Source organism: Microvirga sp. 2YAF29, assembly GCF_052114605.1.
Lineage (GTDB): Bacteria > Pseudomonadota > Alphaproteobacteria > Rhizobiales > Beijerinckiaceae > Microvirga.
In genome coordinates, this window is the sequence record NZ_JBFRFB010000009.1 from 135,426 (window position 1) to 159,756 (window position 24,331).

The 24,331-nt window shown below is 62.8% G+C and carries 26 protein-coding genes; 19 read left to right on the forward strand and 7 right to left on the reverse strand.

The genetic code is table 11. The features are described 5' to 3' along the window. Positions 1-5 precede the first annotated feature (5 nt). The 10 genes from AB4Y85_RS13735 to AB4Y85_RS13780 all read left to right on the forward strand — a co-directional run bounded on the left by AB4Y85_RS13735 (position 6) and on the right by AB4Y85_RS13780 (position 8,476). Positions 6-815 carry a segregation and condensation protein A gene (locus tag AB4Y85_RS13735; protein ID WP_441985469.1) on the forward strand — a complete coding sequence of 270 codons (810 nt, stop codon included), beginning with the start codon at positions 6-8 and terminating at the stop codon, positions 813-815. Further along, positions 812-1,540 carry an SMC-Scp complex subunit ScpB gene (gene scpB / locus AB4Y85_RS13740; protein ID WP_441985470.1) on the forward strand — a complete coding sequence of 243 codons (729 nt, stop codon included), beginning with the start codon at positions 812-814 and terminating at the stop codon, positions 1,538-1,540. Before AB4Y85_RS13735 ends, scpB begins: the two co-directional genes overlap by 4 nt. After that, the gene (locus tag AB4Y85_RS13745) at positions 1,537-2,655 is read left to right on the forward strand and encodes an ABC transporter ATP-binding protein (protein WP_441985471.1); all 1,119 of its coding nucleotides are present in this window, start codon (positions 1,537-1,539) and stop codon (positions 2,653-2,655) included. Before scpB ends, AB4Y85_RS13745 begins: the two co-directional genes overlap by 4 nt. A gap of 57 nt (positions 2,656-2,712) precedes the next feature. Continuing rightward, positions 2,713-2,955, forward strand: coding sequence for a twin-arginine translocase TatA/TatE family subunit (locus AB4Y85_RS13750; RefSeq protein ID WP_441985472.1), 243 nt, complete (start codon positions 2,713-2,715; stop codon positions 2,953-2,955). 57 nt (positions 2,956-3,012) lie between these two features. Next, positions 3,013-3,573 carry a Sec-independent protein translocase protein TatB gene (gene tatB, locus AB4Y85_RS13755; protein ID WP_441985473.1) on the forward strand — a complete coding sequence of 187 codons (561 nt, stop codon included), beginning with the start codon at positions 3,013-3,015 and terminating at the stop codon, positions 3,571-3,573. Further along, entirely contained in the window at positions 3,570-4,373 is an 804-nt protein-coding gene (tatC, locus tag AB4Y85_RS13760) for a twin-arginine translocase subunit TatC (RefSeq protein WP_441985474.1), read from the forward strand. The genes tatB and tatC overlap by 4 nt, the downstream gene beginning before the upstream one ends. A 102-nt stretch (positions 4,374-4,475) precedes the next feature. Then, a complete protein-coding gene (gene serS, locus AB4Y85_RS13765; RefSeq protein ID WP_441985475.1) occupies positions 4,476-5,837 on the forward strand; it encodes a serine--tRNA ligase in 1,362 nt (453 codons plus the stop codon). Position 5,838: 1 nt separating this feature from the next. Beyond that, complete coding sequence (gene surE, locus AB4Y85_RS13770) at positions 5,839-6,600, forward strand: 5'/3'-nucleotidase SurE (RefSeq protein WP_441985476.1); 762 nt, start codon at positions 5,839-5,841, stop codon at positions 6,598-6,600. A 16-nt stretch (positions 6,601-6,616) separates the two neighbouring features. Then, a complete protein-coding gene (locus AB4Y85_RS13775; protein WP_441985477.1) occupies positions 6,617-7,297 on the forward strand; it encodes a protein-L-isoaspartate O-methyltransferase family protein in 681 nt (226 codons plus the stop codon). A gap of 219 nt (positions 7,298-7,516) precedes the next feature. Next, on the forward strand, positions 7,517-8,476 hold the full coding sequence (locus tag AB4Y85_RS13780; RefSeq protein WP_441985478.1) for a peptidoglycan DD-metalloendopeptidase family protein: 960 nt from the start codon (positions 7,517-7,519) through the stop codon (positions 8,474-8,476). A 244-nt stretch (positions 8,477-8,720) separates the two neighbouring features. On the opposite strand, the gene AB4Y85_RS13785 is transcribed toward AB4Y85_RS13780, so the two are convergent. Further along, complete coding sequence (locus tag AB4Y85_RS13785) at positions 8,721-9,605, reverse strand: ATP-binding protein (RefSeq protein WP_441985479.1); 885 nt, start codon at positions 9,603-9,605, stop codon at positions 8,721-8,723. A 263-nt stretch (positions 9,606-9,868) separates the two neighbouring features. Here AB4Y85_RS13785 and yajC point away from each other — a divergent pair, with 263 nt between their 5' ends. From yajC to AB4Y85_RS13810, 5 genes are all read left to right on the forward strand, one after another. Next, positions 9,869-10,153 carry a preprotein translocase subunit YajC gene (gene yajC / locus AB4Y85_RS13790; RefSeq protein ID WP_441985480.1) on the forward strand — a complete coding sequence of 95 codons (285 nt, stop codon included), beginning with the start codon at positions 9,869-9,871 and terminating at the stop codon, positions 10,151-10,153. A gap of 86 nt (positions 10,154-10,239) precedes the next feature. Next, positions 10,240-11,847, forward strand: coding sequence for a protein translocase subunit SecD (secD, locus tag AB4Y85_RS13795; protein ID WP_441985481.1), 1,608 nt, complete (start codon positions 10,240-10,242; stop codon positions 11,845-11,847). A 12-nt stretch (positions 11,848-11,859) separates the two neighbouring features. Further along, positions 11,860-12,798: a protein translocase subunit SecF gene (secF, locus tag AB4Y85_RS13800; protein ID WP_441985482.1), complete on the forward strand. Its 939-nt coding sequence runs from the start codon at positions 11,860-11,862 to the stop codon at positions 12,796-12,798. A gap of 4 nt (positions 12,799-12,802) precedes the next feature. Then, entirely contained in the window at positions 12,803-13,186 is a 384-nt protein-coding gene (locus AB4Y85_RS13805; RefSeq protein WP_441985483.1) for an Mth938-like domain-containing protein, read from the forward strand. Position 13,187: 1 nt separating this feature from the next. Next, complete coding sequence (locus AB4Y85_RS13810; protein ID WP_441985484.1) at positions 13,188-14,030, forward strand: phytoene/squalene synthase family protein; 843 nt, start codon at positions 13,188-13,190, stop codon at positions 14,028-14,030. 251 nt (positions 14,031-14,281) lie between these two features. On the opposite strand, the gene trmFO is transcribed toward AB4Y85_RS13810, so the two are convergent. From trmFO to AB4Y85_RS13825, 3 genes are all read right to left on the reverse strand, one after another. Then, the gene (gene trmFO / locus AB4Y85_RS13815; protein ID WP_441985485.1) at positions 14,282-15,700 is read right to left on the reverse strand and encodes a methylenetetrahydrofolate--tRNA-(uracil(54)-C(5))-methyltransferase (FADH(2)-oxidizing) TrmFO; all 1,419 of its coding nucleotides are present in this window, start codon (positions 15,698-15,700) and stop codon (positions 14,282-14,284) included. A gap of 126 nt (positions 15,701-15,826) precedes the next feature. Next, a complete protein-coding gene (locus tag AB4Y85_RS13820) occupies positions 15,827-15,982 on the reverse strand; it encodes a DUF1127 domain-containing protein (RefSeq protein WP_441985486.1) in 156 nt (51 codons plus the stop codon). A 247-nt stretch (positions 15,983-16,229) separates the two neighbouring features. Next, positions 16,230-17,114, reverse strand: a complete 885-nt coding sequence (locus tag AB4Y85_RS13825) for a calcium-binding protein (protein ID WP_441985487.1) — start codon at positions 17,112-17,114, stop codon at positions 16,230-16,232. 356 nt (positions 17,115-17,470) lie between these two features. Here AB4Y85_RS13825 and AB4Y85_RS13830 point away from each other — a divergent pair, with 356 nt between their 5' ends. Next, entirely contained in the window at positions 17,471-17,842 is a 372-nt protein-coding gene (locus tag AB4Y85_RS13830) for a hypothetical protein (RefSeq protein ID WP_441985488.1), read from the forward strand. Between the two features lie 59 nt (positions 17,843-17,901). Here AB4Y85_RS13830 and AB4Y85_RS13835 read toward each other — a convergent pair whose 3' ends face one another. Continuing rightward, the gene (locus AB4Y85_RS13835; RefSeq protein WP_441985489.1) at positions 17,902-18,192 is read right to left on the reverse strand and encodes a porin; all 291 of its coding nucleotides are present in this window, start codon (positions 18,190-18,192) and stop codon (positions 17,902-17,904) included. A 197-nt stretch (positions 18,193-18,389) separates the two neighbouring features. Between AB4Y85_RS13835 and AB4Y85_RS13840 the strand changes: the two genes are divergently transcribed. Beyond that, positions 18,390-19,517, forward strand: a complete 1,128-nt coding sequence (locus tag AB4Y85_RS13840; protein ID WP_441985490.1) for a GGDEF domain-containing protein — start codon at positions 18,390-18,392, stop codon at positions 19,515-19,517. A 4-nt stretch (positions 19,518-19,521) separates the two neighbouring features. Here AB4Y85_RS13840 and AB4Y85_RS13845 read toward each other — a convergent pair whose 3' ends face one another. Further along, a complete protein-coding gene (locus AB4Y85_RS13845) occupies positions 19,522-20,331 on the reverse strand; it encodes a class I SAM-dependent methyltransferase (RefSeq protein ID WP_441985491.1) in 810 nt (269 codons plus the stop codon). 129 nt (positions 20,332-20,460) lie between these two features. Further along, the gene (gene uvrA, locus AB4Y85_RS13850; protein ID WP_441985492.1) at positions 20,461-23,427 is read right to left on the reverse strand and encodes an excinuclease ABC subunit UvrA; all 2,967 of its coding nucleotides are present in this window, start codon (positions 23,425-23,427) and stop codon (positions 20,461-20,463) included. Between the two features lie 249 nt (positions 23,428-23,676). Between uvrA and AB4Y85_RS13855 the strand changes: the two genes are divergently transcribed. Further along, positions 23,677-24,024, forward strand: coding sequence for a hypothetical protein (locus tag AB4Y85_RS13855; protein WP_441985493.1), 348 nt, complete (start codon positions 23,677-23,679; stop codon positions 24,022-24,024). A gap of 152 nt (positions 24,025-24,176) precedes the next feature. Beyond that, a partial coding sequence (ssb, locus tag AB4Y85_RS13860) for a single-stranded DNA-binding protein (RefSeq protein WP_441985497.1) occupies positions 24,177-24,331 on the forward strand: 155 nt, incomplete at its 3' end.

The window sequence follows — 24,331 nt, forward strand, 5'->3', positions numbered from 1 at the left end:
CATTTATGGCCAAGCCCTTACCCTTCGAGGATACAGAACCCGCCGCCGAGCGGGGCGAGACCGAACCCGCGCTCCTTGTGGATGTGGACGGCTTCGAGGGGCCGCTTGACCTTCTGCTCGAGCTCGCCCGCCGCCAGAAGGTGGACCTGCATCGCATATCGATCCTCGCGCTCGCCGAGCAATACATCGCCTTTATCGAGGAAGCGCGCCGCATGCGCCTGGAGCTTGCGGCCGATTACCTCGTCATGGCGGCTTGGCTCGCATACCTGAAGTCACGTCTCCTGCTGCCCGAGCCCCCGAAGGGCGAGGAGCCGAGCGCCGAGGATCTGGCGACCGCGCTTGCCTTGCGCCTGCGCCGCCTGGAGGCGATCCGCGAGGTCGCCCAGAAGCTGGGTGAGCGCTCGATCCTTGGTCGCGACATTTTCGCTAGGGGCTCGCCCGAGCCGGTCGTGATCCACCGGGATGCCCGCTACGAGGCCTCCCTCTACGATCTGCTGAAGGCCTATGCCCAGCAGCGCCAGGTACAGTTCAACAGCCGCGTTTCCCTGCATAAGCGTAATGTCTGGTCCCTGATCGACGCCCGCGATGCCCTGGAGCGGCTGGTCGGGCACTTGAGCGATTGGGTCACGCTGGATACTTACCTGATGGAATACATGGTCGAGCCCTCCATGAGGTCGACCGTCATGGCCTCCGCCTTGTCCGCGACGCTCGAAATGGTGCGCGAGGGCAAGCTGACTATGAGGCAGGACGAAGCTTTCGCTCCGGTCTGGGTCAAGCCCGCCGAGGACCCAGCCGAAACAGGAGCCCAAGGATGATGGACGAAACCGCTGATGTGGCGGAAGCCGAGGCTTCCGTGGAAACTCATGTGCCCGACCACGGCGAAGCCATGCGCATCGCCGAGGCGCTTCTCTTCGCATCCGCCGAACCTCTTGGTGCCGACGAGTTGGGCGGACGCCTGCCGGAAGGCGCTGATATCGGGAAGATCCTGACCGATCTCGAAGAGCTTTACGCCCTGCGTGGCGTCAACCTTGTACGTGTCGCCGGAAAATGGGCTTTCCGCACTGCGAGCGATCTGTCCTTCGTGCTGGCCCGCGACGTGGTGGAGCAGCGCAAGCTCTCCCGCGCGGCCATGGAGACCCTGTCGATCATCGCTTATCACCAACCGGTGACCCGCGCCGAGATCGAAGAGATCCGTGGTGTGGCGACCTCGAAAGGCACCCTCGATCTCCTGTTGGAGACCGGCTGGATCCGCCTGCGCGGCCGCCGCAAGGCACCGGGCCGCCCGGTCACCTATGGTACGGCTCCGGCTTTCCTTGAGCATTTCGGCCTCGACGCCATCGAGGACCTGCCGGGCCTTGAAGAGCTGAAAGGTGCAGGCTTCATTGAAGGCCGCGTTCCCTCGGACCTCACGGTGCCGGTGCCCTCCGATGCCGATGCTCTGCGAGAGGACGAGGATCCGCTCGACCAGGACGACCTGTTCCAGGAACCCCTCGATATGCACCAGACGGAGACCGGCGAGGCAGAGGCCAGCGAAGAATGAGCGGCGGCTCAGGAGCCCGCGACCGCTTCCGTCTGCCCCGCTGGGGTTTGCGAGGCACGGCGGGGGCATCGATCCCGGCCCAGCTGACCTTCGAGAACATCGTCCAGACCTATCATTCCACGGAAGCGCTCAAGGGCGTATCTCTCACGGTCGAGCCGGGCGAACTCGTGTGCCTGCTGGGTCATTCCGGCTGCGGCAAGACTACGCTGCTGCGCATAGCGGCGGGGATCGAGGTGCCGACCTCCGGTCGCGTCCTCATGGATGGGCTGGAGGTCAGCGGATCGAGGGCCTTCGTTGAGCCTGAGCGGCGGGGCATCGGCCTCATGTTTCAGGACTACGCTCTGTTTCCGCATCTCTCGATTCTTCAGAACGTGAAGTTCGGACTGAAGGATCTCTCGGCCTTCGAGGCCGATGTCGCCGCGCGCCGCGCGCTCTCCCGCGTCGGCCTTGAGCATTACGCCAACGAATATCCACATACATTGTCGGGCGGCGAGCAGCAGCGTGTAGCGCTCGCCCGCTCCATCGCGCCGCGTCCGGGTGTGCTCTTGATGGACGAGCCGTTCTCGAACTTGGACCGCCGCATGCGCGATGCGATCCGCGACGAGACTGTCGCAATCCTGAGAGAAACCGGCGCTACGACAATCGTCGTGACCCACGACCCGGAAGAGGCCATGCGGATCGCGGACCGGATCGTGCTCATGCGCGCCGGCTCCATTATTCAGCAGGGCGAGGCGGAGGAGATCTACCGGAAACCAGTCAGCCTCTTCGCAGCCCGTTTCTTCTGCGACTTCAACGAGATCGAAGGCGTGGTGCGCAACGGTCAGGTCAGCTCCCCGGTGGGCATCTTCCTGGCACCCGGGCTCAGCGACGGGCCGGCGGTCGTTTGCGTGCGTCCGCAGGGCATCAAGCTGAAACCGCCAGGCTTCTGCCTGGCGGGACGTGTGGTGTCTCGTCGCTTTCTCGGGGAAGTCGATTTGGTCCATATTGACGTTCAAGGCGTGGACAGGCCTTTGCAGGCCAGGGTTCACGATCACGTTGGATTGAAGGAAGGACAGGATATCGGGGTCAAGGTTGATCCAAAGGATGTCCTTGTTTTCGCCGCGTCCGACGCATAGGTTGGCCGCAAGTTTACATTTCGAAGCCGCGCCTCATCGAGGCGCAGGAGGATTGCCATGGGTGGCGCGAGTATTTGGCATTGGATCGTCGTCGGTCTGATCGTTGTCCTGTTATTCGGACGCGGCAAGATCTCCGACATGATGGGCGATGTCGCCAAGGGCATCAAAGCCTTCAAGAAGGGCATGTCCGAGGACGACACGCCTGCGAAGCCGGTCGAGCCCGTCGAGCCGGTGCGCAACATCGATCATCAGGTCGGCACGCCCACGAATGCCGCCACGACGGACCATAAGGTCGGTTGAGTTTTTGTCGGCAGCCTTCGGGGCTGCCATGCGTAAAGGCAGGGTCGAGGCCACGCCATGTTGGACATGAGCTGGGGTGAGGTCATGGTGATCGGCGCGGTCGCGCTGATCGTAATTGGCCCGAAGGACCTGCCGCGTGCGTTGCGCACGGTCGGACAGGTGACGGGAAAGCTGCGCCGTATGGCGGCGGAATTCCAGGGCCAGTTCAACGAGGCCATGCGCGAAGCCGAGCTCGACGATGTGAAGAAGCAGATCCAGGGCGTGAATGACTCCGTCACGTCCATGCAGGGCAAGCCCTTCAACCCGATCCAGAGCATCCGCGACGAGCTGAAGACCTCCGTCGAGGCTCCGGTCACGGCGGACAAGCCTGAGCCTGTCGAGCCCTCGGGCGATGCCTCTATCCAGGCCATCGTGGAGGGTAGGGTGCCCGCGCCGGCCGATCCGCTGGTCGAGTTGCCGCCCCCACCCATGGACGACCCGGCTGCGGAGATCCAGGAATCGCTTCGCCGCGAGGCGGAGATCGAGGCTCGCAAGATGGCTGCGGCGCAGGAGATGCCTGCCGCTGACGAAACAGCCCCAGCCAATTCTCAGGACAAATCGGACGCGAAAGTCGGATGACCATGGCCGTTGAAGAGGATGAGGTCGAGGCATCGCGCGCGCCTTTGATCGAGCATCTGACCGAACTGCGCTCGCGCCTGATCAAGGCGCTGATCGCGTTCGTGCTGATGTTCTTCATCTGCTTTGCCGGCGCGAAGTACATCTACAATATTCTCGTGTGGCCTTACGTATACGCGGTCGGTTCGCCTGAAAGGGCGCATCTGGTCTATACGCACGGCCTCGAATATCTCTTCACGCAGATCCAGGTGGCGGCGTTCGGCGCGGGCTTCCTCGCATTCCCCGTCATCGCCGGTCAGGTCTACAAGTTCGTGGCGCCGGGGCTCTACAAGAACGAGCGGCGCGCCTTCGTGCCGTATCTCGTCGCGACGCCAGTTCTCTTCGCCGTCGGCGCCGCCTGCGTGTATTTCGTCGCCATGCCGCTGCTCATGCGTTTCTCTGTCGGCATGCAGCAATTGGCTACCGATACCACGCCGGCCATCGAGTTTCTGCCCAAGGTCAGCGAGTACCTGTCGCTAATCATGACCCTGATCTTCGCCTTCGGCATCTGCTTCCAGCTCCCTGTGATCCTGACCCTGCTGGCCCGGGCCGGGATCATCGATTCGGAGTTCCTGAAGAGCAAGCGGCGCTATGCGATCGTGTTCGTCTTCATCCTCGCGGCGGTTCTGACCCCGCCGGACGTGATCAGCCAGTTCGCCCTTGCGGTCCCCACCTTGCTTCTTTACGAGGCGTCCATCTTCTCCGTCCGCATGGTTGAGAGGAAGCGCGCGGAAGCCGAGGCGGCGCGGGCGGCGGAAGGGTAGGCTCCCAAAGAGCTTCCAAAAGGCCGCTATCCTTGGCGTGAATAAAGGAGCGGTCTGTGCTAAGGGCAGGGCCGCGTTATCAAGCAGATCCGAGTCAGTCCCATGCACGACATCCGTTCCATCCGCGAAAACCCCGCGGCTTTCGACAAAGGCCTCCTGAACCGGGGCATGGAGCCTCTGTCCGCGAAGCTGATCGCCCTCGACGATGCCCGCAAGAGCGCGATCTCCGCGCTGCAGGCCGCCACCGAGCGCCGCAATGCCATGTCCAAGGAGATCGGCCAGGCCAAAGCGAAGAAGGAAGAGGCTCGCGCGCAGGAGCTGATGGCCGAGGTCGCGACCATCAAGGAATCGATGCCCGCCCTTGAGGAAGCCGAGCGCTTTGCGGAAAAGGCCCTGTTCGATGTGCTGAGCTCCCTCCCGAACATCCCGAAGGAGGATGTGCCGGTCGGCTCGGATGAGCACGGCAATGTGGAGCGCCACCGCATCGGCACGCCGCCGACGATCAACAGCGCCAAGCAGCATTTCGAGATCGGCGAGGCGCTGGGCCTCATGGATTTCGAGACCGCCGCCAAGCTGTCCGGCTCGCGCTTCGTGGTTCTGAAGGGCCAGCTCGCGCGCATGGAGCGCGCGCTCGGCCAGTTCATGATCGACCTGCACATCAATGAGCATGGATACACTGAAGTGAACCCGCCGCTGCTGGTGCGCGACGAGGCCATGTTCGGCACCGCGCAGCTGCCGAAATTCGAGGACGATCAGTTCTGGTCTTTCCCCGGCAATTCGCTTGAGCAGATCGTGAGTGCTGCCCTTGAATGCCAGCCGCGCGATACCATCGCCAAGATGATCAAAGACACCCGCTACGGCATGATCCCGACGGCGGAGGTTACGCTCACCAATCTCGTGCGCGAGCAGATCCTCTCCGAGGAAGAGCTGCCCTTGCGTTTCACGGCGCTTACCCCGAGCTTCCGCGCCGAGGCAGGCTCCGCCGGTCGCGATACGCGCGGAATGATCCGCCAGCATCAGTTCGTGAAATGCGAGCTCGTGTCGATCACGACGCCGGAGACGTCCGCCGACGAACATGAGCGCATGCTCACCTGCGCGGAAAACGTGCTCAAGAAACTGGAGCTTCCGTTCCGCACGATGACATTGTGCACAGGCGACATGGGCTTCTCCTCCACCAAGACCTACGACATCGAGGTGTGGCTGCCGGGGCAGGGCATGTATCGCGAGATTTCGAGCTGCTCGGTCTGCTCCGATTTCCAGGCGCGCCGCATGAACGCGCGCTACCGCACCCCGTCCGAGAAGTCGCCGCGCTTCGTGCATACGCTCAACGGTTCCGGCCTTGCGGTCGGCCGCACGCTCGTCGCGGTTCTGGAGAATTACCAGAACGAGGACGGCAGCGTTACCGTGCCTGCCGTACTGCAACCCTATATGGGCGGCGTCACCCGCATCGAGCGTCAGGCATAACATGCGCATTCTCTGCACCAACGATGACGGCATTCATGCTCCAGGGTTGAAGACCCTGGAGACTATTGCACGCGCTCTCTCCGACGACGTGTGGGTGGTGGCCCCCGAGACGGATCAGAGCGGCGTCGCGCATTCGCTTTCGCTCAACGATCCCTTGCGTCTTCGCGAGATTTCAGACCGGCATTTCGCCGTGAAGGGAACGCCCACCGATTGCGTGATCATGGGCGTTCGCGAACTGATGCGCGAGCACAAGCCCGACCTCGTTCTCTCCGGCGTCAATCGCGGGCAGAATGCCGCCGAGGACGTCACCTATTCCGGCACGGTTGCGGGTGCTATCGAAGGCACGCTGCTCGGCATCCCCTCCATCGCGCTCTCGCAGGCCTATGGTCCGAAGAGCCGCAATGACCTGCGCTGGCAATGCGCAGAGCATCACGGTCCCAAGATCATTGCTAAGATTCTCGATGCGGGCATCGACAAGGGCGTCCTCGTCAACGTCAACTTCCCCGACTGCGAGCCCGGCGAGGTCGAAGGCACGGCGGTGGTCAATCAGGGGCAGCGCACGCAGGAGCTTCTGCACCTGGATGCGCGGCAGGATGGGCGCGGCAATCCCTATTACTGGATCGCCTTCGACCGAAGGCCCTTCACGCCCGGCAACGGCACGGATCTCTGGGCGCTCGCGAACCGGCGCATCTCCGTCACGCCTTTGCGGATCGACATGACCGACGAGCCGACATTGACGCGTTACGCGCAGGCTTTCGACTAACCATGGTGAGGGCGCGATGAGCCAGATGCCTTATTCATCGGATGCGGAGTTGCGCAACGAGGAAGAGGCCATCGGCGTTGCGTCCTTCGTTCTTTCCCTGCGTGCGAAAGGCATTCGCGATATCGCTCTTTTAAGGGCGATGGAGCTTGTGCCGAGGGATGTCTTTGCACCGCGCCGCTTCCGCGATCTCGCGCGCACCGATGTCGCCCTGCCGCTTCCCTGCGGCCAGACCATGACCAGCCCGCAAACGGTTGCGGCCATGCTCCTGGCTTTGCGCGTCGAGCCCGGCCAGCGCATCCTCGAAGTCGGCACCGGAACGGGTTACGTCACCGCGCTTCTTGCAAAGCTCGGCGCGGAGGTGACGACGGTCGAGCGTTTCAACACGCTGGCCGCGAGCGCGGCTCAGCATCTTCAGATCGTCGAGGCGGGCAAGGTCCAAATGGAAGTGGGCGATGGGCTTGCGACGCGCGTGCGTGAGCGGTTCGACCGTATTCTCCTGAATGGGGCGAGGCCTGAAATTCCAGGCAACCTGACGTCGCTGATCGGTCCGGGCGGGCGCATCGTCGGAGCCGTCACACAGGAGGATGGGCCGCATCTCCTCCAGATCGAACGCCTCGCGGACGGCGAATGCAACCAATATATCGGCGGCAGCCTGCGGATCTCGCCGCTCCTCACCGGTGTCGCGGCGACTCTTTGACCGAGGGCGCCAAAAAATTTTCTGACACAGTTACGACAAAATTCGCGTCGTCAACCGTTGCTTAACCTGAACAGGCTTTTAATAGCCCCATCGAGTTGCGTGCGGTTGGGGTTTTGAGTCATGCGTTTGCGTGTGGGTTCCGGGCATTGGGTTGCGGTGTCGCGGATCGCGTTGGTCAGTTTGATCGGAAGTGCTGCGGCAGCCTGCAGCGGAGATAGCATGAGGTTCTCAGAGAACCCGTTCTCCAATCCTTTCGCCAATAGCGAGCGCGTGGCGCCCGGTACGCCGACCGCGTCCCAGTCCACTCCGTCCTATGCGGCGGCTCCGATGCCGACCTCTTCCGTGCAGGCCCAGGCGCTTCCCCCGGTTCAGGCTCAGCCCCTGTCCCAGCCGACCCGCATGGCCGCCGCACAATCCCCCACTCCCATGATGCAGCAGCCGCGCCCGGTGCCCATGGCCCAGCCGGCCGCGCAGCCGAAGGTTCGCTTTGTCGATCAGACCAAGGTTGCCGTGAACGAGCAGCCGGTCGCGGTCCAGCCCGCCGCGCGTACCCGCCCCGGTATGACAGCTCCCATGCAGGCTCCCGCTCCGCTGAAGCCCGCCCCCTTGCCGCAGGTGGCATCCGCCACTCCCGAGCCGCTGGTTTCCGCGCCGCGTCCTCTCGAGCCGCAGCATCCCCAGCAGGTCGCGGCACTGCCCGCGGCGCAGCCTGTAAAGCCCGCTCCCGTCGTGCCTCAGGCCGTGGCACCCGCTCCTCAGCCGGAAGCCAAGGCTCCCGTGGCCGAACCCGAGCAGACCGCAAGCGTCTCCGTCGGTGACTTCCGCTGGCCGGCCCGTGGTCGCGTCATCGCAGGCTTCGGTGCCAATGGCGGCAACGAAGGCATCAACATCGCCGTGCCGGAAGGTACTCCCGTGAAGTCCGCCGAGGCCGGAACGGTGACCTATGCTGGCAGCGAGGTGAAGGGTTATGGCAACCTCATCCTCGTCCGCCACGAGAACGGCTTCGTCTCGGCCTACGCCCACAACGGCTCGCTCAACGTGAAGCGCGGCGAGCAGGTGAAGCGCGGCCAGGTGATCGCGACCTCCGGCCAGACCGGCAACGTGACCTCGCCGCAGCTGCACTTCGAGATCCGCAAGGGCGCGACTCCTGTCGACCCGATGAAGCATCTCGCCGACTGATTGCGGTAACAAGATTAGGCCGGCTTTCGGAATTCGAAGGCTGGTCAAGTAAGGGGACGGTGGAGCTCAGCCACCGTCCTTTTGCTTTTTGGCATGGTGTAATTGCGGGCGATTAACTCTCACGTCATGGCCGGGCTTGTCCCGGCCATCCCGATCGGAAAGGTATGGCGCTTCACGCAATCGGGATCACCGGCACAAGGCCGGTGATGACGTGCGGGAGTAAGAATGCTCAGTGCGATAAGGCTCAGATCGCCTTGCCCAGCCGTCCCGCCAGATCCTGAATGAACTGCCAGGCCGTGCGGCCCGAACGTGCGCCGCGGGTCGTGGCCCATTCCAGCGCTTCGGCGCGGATGGCCTCCCGCTCGCCTTGCAGGCCCAGGTGGTCCACATAGCCGAAGACCATGTCGAGATATTCGTCCTGGCTGCACTTATGGAAGCCCAGCCACAAGCCGAAACGGTCCGAGAGCGAGACCTTTTCCTCAACGGCCTCGCCGGGATTGATGGCGGTCGAGCGCTCGTTTTCCATCATGTCGCGAGGCAGCAGGTGGCGGCGGTTGGAGGTGGCGTAGAAGATCACGTTGTCCGGCCGTCCCTCGATGCCACCTTCCAGAACCGCCTTGAGGGACTTGTAGGAGGTATCGTCCGCGTCGAAGGAGAGGTCGTCGCAGAAGATGATGAAGCGATGCGGGTCCGCGCGCAGGAGGCTCATGAGGTCGGGCAGGGTCTCGATATCCTCCCGGTGGATCTCGATGAGCTTGAGGGGCAAGGCGCCCGCGATCTTCGTTGCGTTGATCTCCGCATGGACCGCCTTCACGAGAGAGGATTTGCCCATGCCCCGCGCGCCCCAGAGCAGGGCGTTGTTGGCCGGCAGGCCCTTGGCGAAGCGCCCGGTATTCTCGGCAAGCTGGTCGCGAACCCGGTCGATGCCCCGGAGAAGGTTCATCTCGACCCGGTTTACCTTGGGAACGGGAGAGAGCTTGCGCCCCACCGCGTGCCAGACGAAGGCGTCCGCCGCCTTCAGGTCTGCCTGAGGGACCGCCGGAGGCACCAGGCGCTCCAGTGCGTCGGCGATACGCTTCAAAACGGCAATGGATTCGGGGGAGGTGAGGTCGGCGGGCAGCTGGGACATGGATCAAGAACCGGTGAACAACCCGTGATTAGCCCGAAAAGACGCCCGTGGTCCATGCATCAGGCGGTCCAAACAGGATAAGAGGCTTGGGAAAGCCCTCCAACTTCATTGATTTCGCGGAGTCGATGGGTATAGTCCCGCCACTTCTAATCCCGTATGGCGCGGGTGGGACCGATGAGGCCCGCCTCGCGCCTTTATCCATGGAGAGCCGCTTGTTCATTTCCCCCGCTTTCGCACAAGGGGCCCCCGCCGGGGGTGACACGATGTCCCTGATCACGAATTTTGCTCCGTTTGTGCTCATCTTCATCATCATGTGGTTCCTGATCATCCGTCCCCAGCAGCGCCGGGTGAAGGCTCACCAGGAAATGATCAAGAATGTGCGTCGCGGCGACACCGTCGTCACCTCGGGCGGCATCATCGGCAAGGTGTCGAAGGTGCTCGAGGATTCGGCCGATATCGAGGTCGAGATCGCCGATAACGTGAAGGTGAAGGTGGCCCGCGCCATGATCTCCGAGGTCCGCTCCAAGAGCGAGCCGGTGAAGGCCTAACGAGTTTACCGGTCCTCGGCTTCCGGGGACCGGTTCGCCGCGCTGTTCGAGGCGTGGCAAAGTGTTTGAGAAAGGTTGAGCGGACGATGCTGCGCTTCTCGAAATCGAAGATCTTCCTGACCTTGGCGGTCATCATCATCGGCCTTGTCCTGGCCGTGCCGAGCATGATGTCGCCTGAGCAGCGCAAGGCCTATCTAGCCGCCGTTCCCAGCTGGGTTCCATCCTGGCTAGTGCCGTCCCGCGCCATCGTTCTCGGTCTCGACCTGCAGGGCGGCTCGCACGTCCTGCTCGAAGTGGATGCACAGGACCTGTTGCGCGGCCAGATCACGATTCTGCGCGACGACGTCCGCCGTATCCTGAGGGATGCCCGCGCTTCGTCTCAGAACGGCATTCAGACCGTTCAGCGGGGCGTGCAGATCCGGGTTCCGGATGCAGCAGACCGTGACCGGTTGATGCCGCGCCTGAGGGAATTGGCGCAGCCCGTCGGTAGTGCCGTGCTGGGCCAGACCGGAAACAACTCCATTGAGATCAATACCACGCCGGAAGGCGTGATCACGCTGACCTACACGGAAGCCGGCATCAATGAGCGCGTGCGCCGCGCCGTCGATCAATCCATCGAGGTCATCCGCCGCCGTATCGATGCCACCGGGACGACGGAGCCGAGCATCCAGCGCCAAGGCGCGGACCGCGTTCTCGTCCAGGTTCCCGGCCTTCAGGACCCGCAGCAGCTGAAGGCGCTGCTCGGCGAGACGGGCAATCTCGAATTCCGCCTGCTGGCTCAGGCCGGCGCGACGGATGTCGATATGCTTCCCATGGAAGACATGGGCGGCCAGCGGGTGCCCGTGGACCGCCGGGTCATCGCCCAAGGCGGCGACCTCACCGATGCGCAGCCGGCTTTCGATTCCCAGACCCGTCAGCCCATCGTGAACTTCCGCTTCAATATCCGCGGCGCGCAGCGCTTCGGGCAGGCGACCACGGAAAATCTCGGGCGGCAACTGGCGATCGTCCTCGATAACCGCGTGATCTCGGCGCCGACGATCCAGTCACCGATCACCGGTGGTTCGGGCCAGATCTCGGGCAGCTTCACCCTGGAGCAGGTCAACAACCTCGCGGTTCTGCTGCGCTCCGGCGCGCTTCCCGCCAAGCTCACCATCGTGGAAGAGCGCACCGTCGGTCCCGGCCTTGGCCGCGACTCCATCGAGGCGGGCAAGATGGCTACCTATGTGGCCGCCATCTTCGTCGTGATCTTCATGTTCGCCACCTACGGCGTGTTCGGCTTCATCGCCAACATCGCGCTCCTCGTCCATGTGGGCCTCATCCTCGGCCTCATGTCCGTGCTAGAAGCCACGATGACGCTGCCGGGCATCGCGGGCATCGTGCTCACCATAGGCACGGCAGTGGATTCGAACGTGCTGATCTACGAGCGCATCCGCGAAGAGGTGAGGTCGGGCCGCTCTATCGTCTCCGGCATTCAGGCCGGCTTCGACCGCGCCTTCGCGACCATCGTGGACTCGAACAGCACCATGGCGATCGCCGCCGTGATCCTGTTCTTCCTCGGCTCCGGTCCCGTGCGCGGCTTCGCGGTCGTGTTCATTCTCGGCATCCTGACCACGGTTCTCACCGCTGTGACCCTCACGCGCATGATGATTGCGCTCTGGTATCAGTGGACGCGTCCCAAAGTCCTTCCGTTCTAAGGAGTGCGTACAGTGCGCCTCATTCGCCTCTGGCCCGAAAACTCCCATTTCGACTTCATGCGCTTCCGGCGCTTCTCGTTCCCGCTGTCGGCGGTGATCTCCATTGCGACGGCGATCATGCTCATGACCATGGGCCTGAACTTCGGCATCGATTTCACGGGCGGCACGCTCATGGAGATCCAGGCCAAGTCCGGCCAGGCCAATGTCGCCCAGATCCGCCAGACCGCAGAGGGCTTCGGCTTCGGCGAGGTGGAGGTGCAGGAATTCGGTGCAGTCGGCGAGGTCTCGCTGCGCTTCCCGACTCAAGCAGGCGGCGAGGCCGCGCAGACGGCGGTGGTGCAGAAGGCGCGCGATACGTTCAGCGCCGAGTATGATTTCCGCCGCGTCGAGACGGTCGGTCCGCGCGTATCCGGCGAGCTGGTGCAGTCCGGAACTATCGGTATCGTTCTCTCGGTTCTCGCGGTTCTGTTCTATCTCTGGTTCCGCTTCGAGCGTGAGCTGGCGGTGGCCTCGATCATCGGCACCTTGCACGACATCGTGCTTACCATCGGCTTCTTCGTGATCACGCGGCACGAGTTCAACATGACCTCGATCGCGGCGATCCTCACCATCGTCGGCTATTCGCTTAACGAGACCGTGGTGGTGTTCGATCGTACACGCGAGCTGATGCGCCGCTACAAGACCATGCCGACAGAAGAGCTTCTGAATCTGTCGATCAACCACACCATGTCCCGCACGATCATGACGGCGGTGACCACGGCGCTTTCGCTGCTCGCGCTGGTGCTGTTCGGCGGTCAGGCGATCCAGGGTTTCGCCCAGGTCATGCTCTACGGCGTGGTGATCTGTACCTATTCGGCGATCTGCATCTCGTCACCCATGCTGATCTATATCGGCCTGCGCAGCTCCGAGAGCGTGAAGGTATCGGAAGGCAAGGCCGTCGCGGCGGAGTAAGGTCATGACAGGCCGTCTCTATGATGGTTTCGTTCCCGGGCGCTACCCGATCGATGCCTACGGCAACGGCGGGTTCCGCTTCGCGGAAATGTCCCATCGCGGGTCGGTTCTTGCGTTGCCGTCCGGCATCAAGGCTTGGCCGGTGGCCTCCATCGTAGAGCTGACGGACGAGGCGCTGGAGCCGATCATCGCCGAGGCTGGCGAGATCGAACTGCTGCTTCTCGGCACAGGCGTCGACATTGCGGCGCTTCCCAATGTCTTCCGCGAGCGATTCCGCGAGGCCGGCATCGGCCTCGACGTCATGCAGACGGGGGCTGCCGCGCGCACCTACAACATTCTCCTGGCCGAGAACCGCAAGGTCGCCGCCGCCCTGATCGCCGTTGGCTGATATGGCTGAGGCACCATCCAACTTCGCCCATTGCGAAGCGCTCGTCCGCGAGGCGGATTCCGACCGGTATTGGGCGAGCCTCTTCGCGCCGGAGGATAAGCGCGGCTATCTCCATGCTCTCTACGCCTTCAACTACGAGATCGCCCGTGTCAGGGAATCCGTGCGCGAGCCGATGCTCGGCGAGATCCGCCTGCAATGGTGGCGCGATGCGTTGCAGGGCGAGGCGAGGGGCGATGTGCGGGCCAACCCGGTTGCTGCCGCCCTCGACGATACCATCGTCAAGTTCCGCCTGCCCCGGCAGACATTCGTGAATCTGATCGATGCGCGGATGTTCGATCTCTACGACGATCCCATGCCCTCTTTGAACGATCTCGAAGGCTATTGCGGGGAAACGTCATCGAGCCTGATCCAGCTCGCCAGCATCATCCTCAATGACGGCAAGGATCCGGGGACCGCGGATGCCGCGGGTCATGCGGGCGTGGCCTATGCGATCACGGGTCTGCTGCGCGCCTTCCCGATCCATGCGCGGCAGGGCCAGCTCTACGTTCCGACCGATATTCTCGGACGTCATGGCGTCGTTCGCGACGATGTGGTGACGGGACGTGGTGGGCCTGGGTTGAAAGGGGCGCTTGCCGATCTGCGCGCCGTCGCCCGCAGGCACCTCGCCAATGTGCGAACCCTGCGTCCGAAGATTCTTTCAGCCGCCGAGCCAGCCTTTCGGCAGCTTTCTCTCGTGGAGCCATATCTCAAGGCGATGGAACGGAGCGACTACGATCCGCTCAACACGATGGTGGATCTTCCGCAATGGCGGAAGATCTGGGTGCTCTGGCGCGGGCCGTTTTAGGAACAAGCCGTCTTCACAGCGTCATCCCCGGACTTGTTCCGGGAATCCACGCCTTCATTTCCACCCCACCGACCTCATCCTGAGGAGCAGCCTTTAGGCTGCGTCTCGAAGGATTGTCCAGAGAGCTCTGGAGACGCCCTCGTCCTTCGAGACGATCGCTGCGCGATCCCTCAGGATGAGGGCTATCGGTGAGAAGACGTGGATGGCCGTCCCCGGATCAAGTCCGGGGACGGCCATGCCGGCAGAGCAAGTTACTCTGCAGCCGCCGGCATTTCGCCCGCAGCCATCCAGGCAGTGAGATCCTCCCGCGCGCGATCCGTGAGCATCTTCTTCTTCGCCATCGTCTTGGCCGCGCCGCGCAGGCGCTTGCCGTCTTCCGCTTTCGGCGCGACATCGAGCGGCGGGAAGAGGCCGAAATTGACATTCATCGGCTGGAAGGAGCGCGGGCCCTCATCGATGGTCTCGATGTGGCCGCCCGTGATGTGGTTGATGAGCGCGCCGAGCGCCGTGGTGTGCGGCAGGGGCTGGATGGGACGGCCCAGCCGCTCGGCGGCGGCGAAGCGTCCGGTCATGAGACCCACCGCCGCGCTCTCCACATAGCCCTCGCAGCCGGTGATCTGGCCGGCGAAGCGCAGGCGCGGCATGGCTTTCAGGCGCAGCGTCGGATCGAGAAGCTTTGGCGAGTTGAGATAGGTGTTGCGGTGAATGCCGCCGAGACGCGCGAACTCGGCGTTCTCCAGGCCGGGGATCATGCGCAGGATGCCGGTCTGTGCGCCGTATTTCAGCTTGGTCTGGAAGCCCACCATGTTGAACAGGGTGCCGAGCGCATTGTCCTGGCGCAGCTGCACGATGGCATAGGCCTTCACGTCGGGATCGCGCGGGTTGGTGAGGCCGACAGGCTTCATGGGGCCGTGGCGCAGGGTCTCGCGGCCACGTTCGGCCATGACCTCGATAGGCAGGCAGCCGTCGAAATAGGGGGTGTTGGCCTCCCATTCCTTGAACTCGGTCTTGTCGCCCTCGATCAGCGCGTCGATGAAGGCCTCGTACTGCTCCCTGGTCATGGGGCAGTTGATGTAATCCTTGCCCGTGCCGCCCGGTCCGACCTTGTCGTAGCGCGACTGGAACCACGCGATGTCCATGTTGATGGACTCGCGGTAGACGATGGGCGCGATGGCATCGAAGAAGGCGAGCGATGTCTCACCGGTCAGACCAAGGATCGCCTCTGCCAGAGCCGGCGAGGTGAGGGGACCCGTTGCGACGATGACGGAGGACCATTCCTCCGGCGGAATACCGCCGATCTCGCCGCGCTCAATGGTGACGAGGGGATGCGCCTCGAGAGCTGCGGTCACCGCATCCGAGAACCCATCGCGGTCCACTGCCAGCGCGCCGCCGGCGGGCACCTGATTGGCGTCGCCCTTGGCCATGATGAGCGAACCGAGGCGGCGCATTTCCTGGTGGAGCAGGCCGACCGCATTGGTCTCGGCGTCGTCGGAGCGGAAGGAGTTGGAGCAGACGAGCTCGGCTAGCCCTTCCGTCTTGTGGGCATCGGTGCCGCGCACCGGGCGCATCTCGTGGAGAATGACGGGAACGCCAGCCTGGGCAATCTGCCAGGCCGCTTCCGACCCCGCAAGGCCGCCGCCGATGACGTGAATGGGTTCAATCGTGCTCATGGGCACGGAGTAGCGAGCGAATTTGCTCCGATCAAGGAGAATTCGGCCTGAGCGGGCAAACGCCCGGCACAAAAGAAAACGCCCGCTGGAAGCGGGCGAGGACCTTTGCTGCGATGCAGCTATTTTTTAGGCGACAGCGGTTTCGCGAGCGATGCTGTCGATCTGGAAGCGCGAGATGCCGAGATCGTCGAGCTCACGGTCGGAGAGCATGGAGAGCTCACGGACAGTGTCGCGATAACGCATATAGGCGCGGACTTTAGCAAGCATGTAGGACACGAACATTGGGAACTCCTTCAGTAGGCCGGCCCCTGTGACCGGCGGCGTTTGTTCTTGCGTGTGCAATGCAGCATATAAGGACGTGCGATGCGAAAGAGGAGTGGTAATAATGTAGGTCTGTTATGCTTTAGTAGCATAGCGCCCTAACGCCAGGTTAACGGCCCTGCCCGGTGGGTATGGGGGCAGATGGCACGATGCAAAAAAACCCCGGCTGGGACCGGGGCTGCTGGATGGAATGACGGGGCGGGGAGCTTCAGAGGATGAAGAAATCGGCCTTCGTCAGCGTCAGCCCGGCCTGGACCTGGGCAAACTTGATGGCGGACTTTCCGCCGACACCATCCGGGTCATAGAGCAGTGTGCCGGTCGATTTCTGGTAGATGATACGATCGCTGGAATCCAGTGCGGCCGATCCGACCCTGAAGGCGGCTGCCGAGAGCCAGCCGTCACGGCCGACGCGGGTGAAGATATTGTTGTCGAGCATGATCGTGTCGTCAACGGGCCGGAAGTCCTTGATGATGTCCATATTGCCCGTCGAGGGCGTGGAGTCGAAGACGAAATAGTCCTTGCCCGCGCCGCCATAAAGCGTGTCCCTGTCCAGGCCGCCGCTCAAGTAGTCGCTGCCGAAATCGCCGACCAGGAGATCGCGGCCCGTTCCGCCGTAGAGGTCATCATCGCCCAAGCCGCCGTAGAGCCTGTCGCTGCCCGCATCGCCGAACAGGATGTCGTCGCCGCCATAGGAATAGATATCGTCGTTGCCGTTGCCGCCACGGATCACATCCGCATAGTCGTTGCCATAGAAAATGTCGCTGGCGCCGTTCAGCATCATGTACCAAGCGTAGTCCGCGAGTCCGTCCACATTGGTGTAGAGGCTCAAGTCCTTGATGGAGAGAACCGCAGCGCCGCCATTCTCGTAGAGCAGGTCGTCGATGATGACGTCGTAGCCGTTGCTCCAGTACCAGGCGTGGTAGCTGTCCACCATCGTGCTGCCATAGACATCGTAGCTCGCGAGGCTTCCGTTATCGTAAGTCATCACCGTATCGATCCATGGATTCAACCCCACGAAAGTCCAGCCGGAGCTGCTCGTGTCTGTCATGTTGAAGCCCGCACCTGCGGCATTGAACGCTTGAAAAATGGCCATGGCGGCGTTGTTCCTGATGAGGTCGTGAACAGGAATTAGCCTATAGGAGTGAATGTGAACTTAAGCTGCACAGTGACGAAAGGAATCGTTAAGCTGTGCGGCGTTGCAAAACATGCTCTCGGCACTGCGCGGACATGTATTCGTAGAAGGCAAAAGGCAGAGCGAACCGCATATGCCTGAAGCTTGAGAATTGGCCTAGATGGAAGCCATTTCAGCACAGCTTGCGAGGGCTGTATTGCCAAGTTCGCTCAGCGGGATAACTTCGAAATCGCCGAAACTTTGTCCGAATGGTTGCGTTAGCCCCCGGTCTCGAAGGCACGATTTCATTCTCATCGTGCTTCATCATGGAGTAGGTTATGCGACGCATTCTTTTGACGACTGTTGGTCTGCTTGCATTCGGTGCCGCTGGTGCGATAGCTCAGACTATGCCGCCGGTGCCGAACGCAAGCGGCTCTCAAGCGACGAACCCAGGTTCCTATGGCAACACGGCGACACCCGCCGACCGGATGAATACGGTCGCTCCCGGTATGAGCGGCACCTGCGCCCCCGTGCCGAACGGCAGCGGCTCGCAGGCGACAAATCCTTGCAGCTACGGCTCGACGGCGAGCGACCCGGTCCTCCAGGCTCCTTCCGCGACTGGCTCCATCGGAACCGTTCCGCCGGTGCCGAATGCCAGCGGCTCGCAGACGACGAACCCGGCGACTTACGGCGATACGAAGCCGCAATAACTTCAGGCCAACGCGCCTCTCAAACCCTCGGCCAAGGAGAAACCTTGCCGAGGGTTCTTTCAATCGAGACGGTTGGCGCCCTTCACCCCGATCACGGCACGCAACGGACCGTATTCCGTCGGCTTGCGCACATCGAGACGAACCTCTCCGGTAGCCCTCATGCGACTCGTATCCTCGCTACGCCTGTGGGAGGAGCCGAGAATGGTTTCCGCGCGAACGCGCCCGCTGACACGGACGCAGGTATCCGAATTCTGCAAGAGATCGAAGCCGGGCGGACACGACGAGGCTGACAATGCCGCCGATCCCGAGCAGAGCCAGAGGGCTCCGATGATGAACAGATACCGTTTCATGGCGGCATTCTAAAGGTCCATTGGGTAGCGGCACAAGCTCCACATCAATCGCTCTGCGTCGTTTTGACTTCGGTATGGGCCTCCCCTTATGCGGCCATGAAAACTGGACTTTTCAAGGAGAGCAGCCCATAGCTGAAGAATACCTTCCTGTGCGGAAGGTGGGCAAAACGCCAAGCCACCTTCCAAACGCAGCCTTGATGAAGCTTGATCCAGCCACCCTTCATGTCGCATTCGTCCTTCTCTCGGCTGTGCTCGGGCTTCTTCTCATTTTCGCCTGGCGGCAGAACCGGAAAGTCGAGGCGCTGGCATGGTGGGGAGCGGCCTTCTGCCTGATCTGCCTCGGCATCGGCCTCGTCAATCACGGTAAGATCTCCGGAACGCCGATGGCGCTTCTGGCGGGAAACGCGCTGGGCGTGCTCTCTCACGGCGCTCTCTATGCCGGGTGCGTGAGATTTAATGGCCGCAGGGGGATTCTGTTGCCTGCCGCGGCTGGCCCCCTCGTGTGGATCGCAGCCTTCCCGTTCATCGCGGACGAGCCGCAGATCCGCCTGATGCTCGTCGCCTTTCTCACGGGCGTATATGCATCGTTCTCGGCCTGGGAACTCTGGAAGAACGCGCCGCAGCCGCTGGCCTCGCAGCGTGTCGCCGTATTGCTGCTGGCCGGGCTGGGTTGTCTAAGTTTCCTGCGCGGGTGGCTCGGCATAACCCTCACCTCGATCCCCTGGATCGATGCCTTCGCGAGCCGCTGGTCATCGGAGATGGCATTGTTCCTCGTGGTCTTCACGCCCACCATGGCCTTCATCTTCCTGTCGATGGCAAAGGAGAAGGTCGAGTACGGCTACAAGCAGGCTGCGTTTTCCGATCCGTTGACGGGCGTGCCCAATCGCCGAGCTTTCATGAACTACGCGATGCGGCTGATCGAACGACGAGCTGGCCGGCCCATCACCTGCCTTCTGTTCGATCTCGACAACTTCAAGTCCATCAATGACGGCTACGGTCACGATGCGGGTGATCGGGTGCTCATGTCGTTCGGTGACGTGCTCGCCCGGCATCTGCCGCCGCAATCTTTCGGGCGTCTGGGAGGGGAAGAGTTCGCTGCGGTTCTGCTCATGAACAGTGGGGAAGCCATTGCCGTGGCCGATGACATTCGCCATGCGCTCTGCGCTGCGGGGCACGCCCTGCTGGGGGCTCAGGCCCAGGTGACGGTCAGCATCGGCTGTGCAAGCTCGCTCTCGGGCAAGTCCGTCGGCATTCTGTTGCAGGAGGCCGATACGGCTCTCTACAAGGCCAAGGATTATGGCCGCAACGTCGTGATCTCGGCCTGACCCCCTATCGTTGAGCCGTCACCACGATGGCGCTCATTCGGTTCTCGATGGGACCATCGCCGAACCTGGCCTTCAGCGCCTCTTCCGCCTTGTGCGTGATTTCTTCCAGGCGGTTCGCTCCGCGAGCCTCGATCTCCATACGGAGCGGCGTTCCTTGCGTAAGACCCGTCGCCGGATGGAGCGGGGAAGGGGCCTCGCTGATTTTCTCGACCACATCGATGTCGATGCGCCCGAACCCCGCATCCTGAAGCGCGCGTCGAATGGTGTCGTGATTGAAATAACCGAAGGGCACACGCTCGATGAATTTCGGGGGGTCGTCAGGAAAAGCCGCACCCGTTACGTCGGAGACGACCTTGCTCAGCTGGTTGGCGTCGAGCCTGTCCCACACATTGAACAGGTAAAGCCCACCGGGCTTGAGAACACGCAGCGCCTCGCGATAGGCAGCCTGCTTGTCAGGAAAGAACATGACGCCGAACTGGCAGACCACCACGTCGAAGCTCTCATCGTCGAAAGGCAGGGTCTGGGCATCGGTCTGCCGCCAGGTCACGTTGGGCGCATCGAGATTCTTGGCGGCAAGATCGAGCATGGCCTGATTGAGGTCGGTCGCGAGGATCTCGACATTCTTGGGCAGCGCCTTCGCCATCACACGCGTGACGATCCCGGTGCCCGCAGCGACTTCGAGGATCCTGCCTTTCGGCATCTCCCCCAGCCTCGCGGCCAAATCGGCCGCATAGGGTTCGAACAGCAGCCGGCCAAGATATTGCTCGTAGATCGCAGGAATCGAGCCGGCAAAAGCAGCGTCGCTGGAGCCCATGGTCTCCTCCGCCGTAAAACACCGCCATCATCAGACGGATGGCGGCGGCTTCATGGCGGGGCGCTGGGTCATTGGCGGTAGACCCAAGTCATGCAAAGGAATCCGAGGTACGGCGGGGGAGGCAGGGCTTTACTCCGCCGCCTCCTGGCGCGCAGCTTTCTTCGGCTTCTTCGCGGTCTCCTTCGCAGGGGCCTCCTTCTTCAAGGGCCTGCGCGCGAGCACTTCCTTCAGGAAGCGGCCGGTGTGGCTTTCCTTGGAATTGGCGATGTCCTCGGGCGTTCCCTGGGCCACGATCTGACCGCCGCCATTGCCGCCTTCGGGGCCCATGTCGATGACCCAGTCGGCGGTCTTGATGACTTCGAGATTATGCTCGATCACCACGACGGTGTTGCCCTGGTCCACCAGCTCGTGCAGCACTTCGAGCAGCTTCGCCACGTCGTGGAAATGCAGGCCCGTGGTAGGCTCGTCGAGGATGTAGAGCGTGCGGCCGGTGGCGCGCTTCGACAGCTCTTTCGAGAGTTTTACGCGCTGCGCCTCACCACCCGAAAGCGTGGTAGCCTGCTGGCCCACATGCACATAGTCGAGGCCGACGCGGGCGAGCGTCTGCATCTTCTCGCGGATCGAGGGCACGGCCTTGAACAGCTCGCGGGCTTCCTCCACCGTCATGTCGAGCACGTCGGCAATGGATTTTTCGCGATACTTCACTTCCAGCGTCTCGCGGTCGTAGCGCTTGCCCTTACAGACATCGCAGGTCACGTAGACGTCGGGCAGGAAGTGCATCTCGATCTTGATCACGCCGTCGCCCGAGCAGGCCTCGCAGCGCCCGCCCTTTACGTTGAACGAGAAACGGCCCGCCTGATAGCCGCGGGCCTTCGCCTCGGGCAAGCCGGCGAACCATTCCCGGATCGGCGTGAAGGCGCCGACATAAGTCGCCGGGTTCGAGCGCGGCGTGCGGCCGATGGGCGATTGGTCGATGTCGATGACCTTGTCGAGATGCTCAAGGCCCTCGATGCGGTCATGCTGTGCCGGATGCTCCAGCGCGCCGTTGAGCTTGCGCGCGACGGCCTTGTAGAGCGTGTCGATGACGAGCGTAGACTTGCCGCCGCCGGACACGCCGGTGATGCAGGTGAAGGTGCCGAGAGGAATCTCCGCGCTCACATTTTTAAGGTTGTTGCCCTTCGCGCCCACGACCTTCAGCATGCGCTTCTTGTCGCGCTTGCGGCGATCGCCCGGCACCTTCACGGAGAGTTCGCCCGTGAGGTACTTGCCGGTGAGCGACTTCGGATTTCCCATGACCTCGTCCGGCGTTCCCTCGGCGACGATCTTGCCGCCATGGATGCCGGCGCCGGGCCCGATATCGAACACGTAATCGGCATGAAGGATCGCGTCCTCGTCGTGCTCCACAACGATCACGGTGTTGCCGAGATCGCGCAGGCGCTTGAGGGTGCCGAGCAGGCGCTCGTTATCGCGCTGATGCAGGCCGATGGATGGCTCGTCGAGTACGTAGAGAACGCCGGTGAGGCCCGAACCGATCTGTGAGGCGAGGCGGATACGCTGGCTTTCGCCGCCGGAGAGCGTGCCGGAGGCGCGGGCAAGCGTGAGGTATTCCAGGCCGACATCGACGAGGAAGGTCAGGCGGTCGCGGATCTCCTTGAGGATGCGGCCCGCGATGTCGTTCTGCTTCTTCGTGAGCTTCTTCGACAGGCTTCCGAACCACTCATGCGCATCCTTCACCGACAGGGCCGTAGCTTCGCCGATATCGGAGCCTGCGATCTTCACCGCGAGGGCTTCGGCTTTGAGGCGCTTGCCGCCGCATTCCTCGCACGGCGTCTCGCTCATGAAGCGCCCGATTTCCTCGCGCGCCCAATCGCTCTCGGTTTCCTTGTAGCGGCGCTCCAGGTTCGGGATCACGCCTTCGAAGGGCTTGCGCACTTCATAGGCCCGCATGCCGTCGTCATAGGCGAAGCGGATGGCCTTCTCAGTCCCGTAGAGGATTCCCTCTCGCACGTCCTCCGACAGCTCGGTCCAGGGCTTCGTCATGGACGACTTGTAGTGCCGGGTGATGGCTTCGAGCGTCTGCCCGTAATAAGGCGAGGAGGACTTCGCCCACGGCATGATCGCCCCGCGCTTCAGCGACAGGGTCTCGTCCACGACGAGCGCCTCGTCGATGCGCATTTCATGGCCGATGCCGCCGCAGGTGGGGCAGGCGCCGAAGGGATTGTTGAACGAGAACAGGCGCGGCTCGATCTCGGGGATCGTGAACCCGGAAACCGGGCAGGCGAACTTGGAGGAGAAGACGATGCGCTTCGGCTTGCCCTTCTCATCCTTCTCGTCCGCATATTCGATGACGGCGATGCCGTCCGTCAGCTCGAGCGCGGTCTCGAAGGATTCCGACAGGCGCGCGGCGATATCGGCGCGCACCACGATGCGGTCCACCACCACGTCGATGTCGTGCTTGAGCTTCTTGTCGAGGGCAGGGGCCTCGTCGATGGCGTAATACTCGCCGTCGATCTTCAGGCGCTGGAAGCCCTTCTTCTGAAATTCGGCGATTTCCTTGCGGTACTCGCCCTTGCGGCCACGCACCACGGGGGCCAGCAGATAGAGGCGGGCCTTCTCCGGCAGGTCGAGCACCCGGTCCACCATCTGGCTCACGGTCTGGCTCTCAATCGGCAGGCCGGTGGCGGGGGAATAGGGAATGCCGACGCGCGCCCAGAGCAGGCGCATGTAATCGTAGATCTCGGTGACCGTACCCACGGTCGAACGCGGGTTCTTCGAGGTGGTCTTCTGTTCGATGGAGATGGCCGGGGAGAGGCCGTCGATCTGGTCCACATCCGGCTTCTGCATCATCTCCAGGAACTGGCGGGCATAGGCAGACAGTGATTCCACATAGCGGCGCTGCCCCTCGGCATAGATCGTGTCGAAGGCCAGCGACGACTTGCCCGAGCCGGACAGGCCCGTGAACACCACGAACTGGTCGCGCGGCACCATCAGGTCGACGTTCTTGAGGTTGTGCTCCCGCGCGCCGCGCACGGAGATCACGCGCGCATTCGGGTCTCCCGCCTTGGCGCGGTTGAACAGATCGTCGAGTTTAGCCATGGCCTAGCTTCAAGCCTTATTTGAGGGGAAAACGGCCACCGGCGGCCGGTTCCGGATATGTGATGCCTCATCCGCCAATGCAATGCGGCGGATGATTCCAGGTGCCTCATCCTAGAACAAACGGGGTACGAGACGCAACAGGGGAGCATAAGGGGAAAAGGGCACATTATGTGTTTGAGCGCACATACATCTGTCATGCCCGGCATAGGTTGAACGAGAAGATCCGAAGGGCTTGCCGGGAGAGAAGCCATGATCCTTCGCATTCAGGCCTTTGCGGCACTCGCCGTGACGATGTTTCCGGTTTCTTATGCCGCCGCCGGCCCCTGCGCGCCGATGATCGACCGGGCCCAAGAGCAGGTCGATGCCCGTATCGACGCCCAGGCTGGGAGCGGAGCCGCTGCTCCAGAAAGCACAGGCGCCATGCTGCATCATGAACCCACTCCAGGCTCGATCGCCAACGCGGAGCGCAAAAGCGGGGATGGCTCCAGGGCGCAAACCGCGCTGGCTTTGCTGGCGCAAGCGCGCAAGGCCGATGCAGCCGGCGATGCGGCCGGATGCGAGCGGGCGCTCGAAGAACTGCGCGCCATGGCAAGGTAAGCCGCCTAGCCAAGCAGGAGACACTTTTTCCTGTCTCTGCATTTCGTAAGGGAATGCGGCGAAATCTAATCTGGGGACAGAATGGCCCATCCGACTTGTCGCCCGGCGTCCGAGGCCCCAGAACACCCTCATGTGATTGAGGAGAGGCTCCGATGGCGGGCAGTGTGAACAAGGTAATCCTGGTGGGCAATCTGGGGCGTGACCCTGAGGTGCGCCGTACCAACAACGGCGATCCCATCGTCAATCTGCGCATCGCCACGTCCGAGACCTGGAAGGACAAGGCGACCGGCGAGCGCAAGGAAAAGAC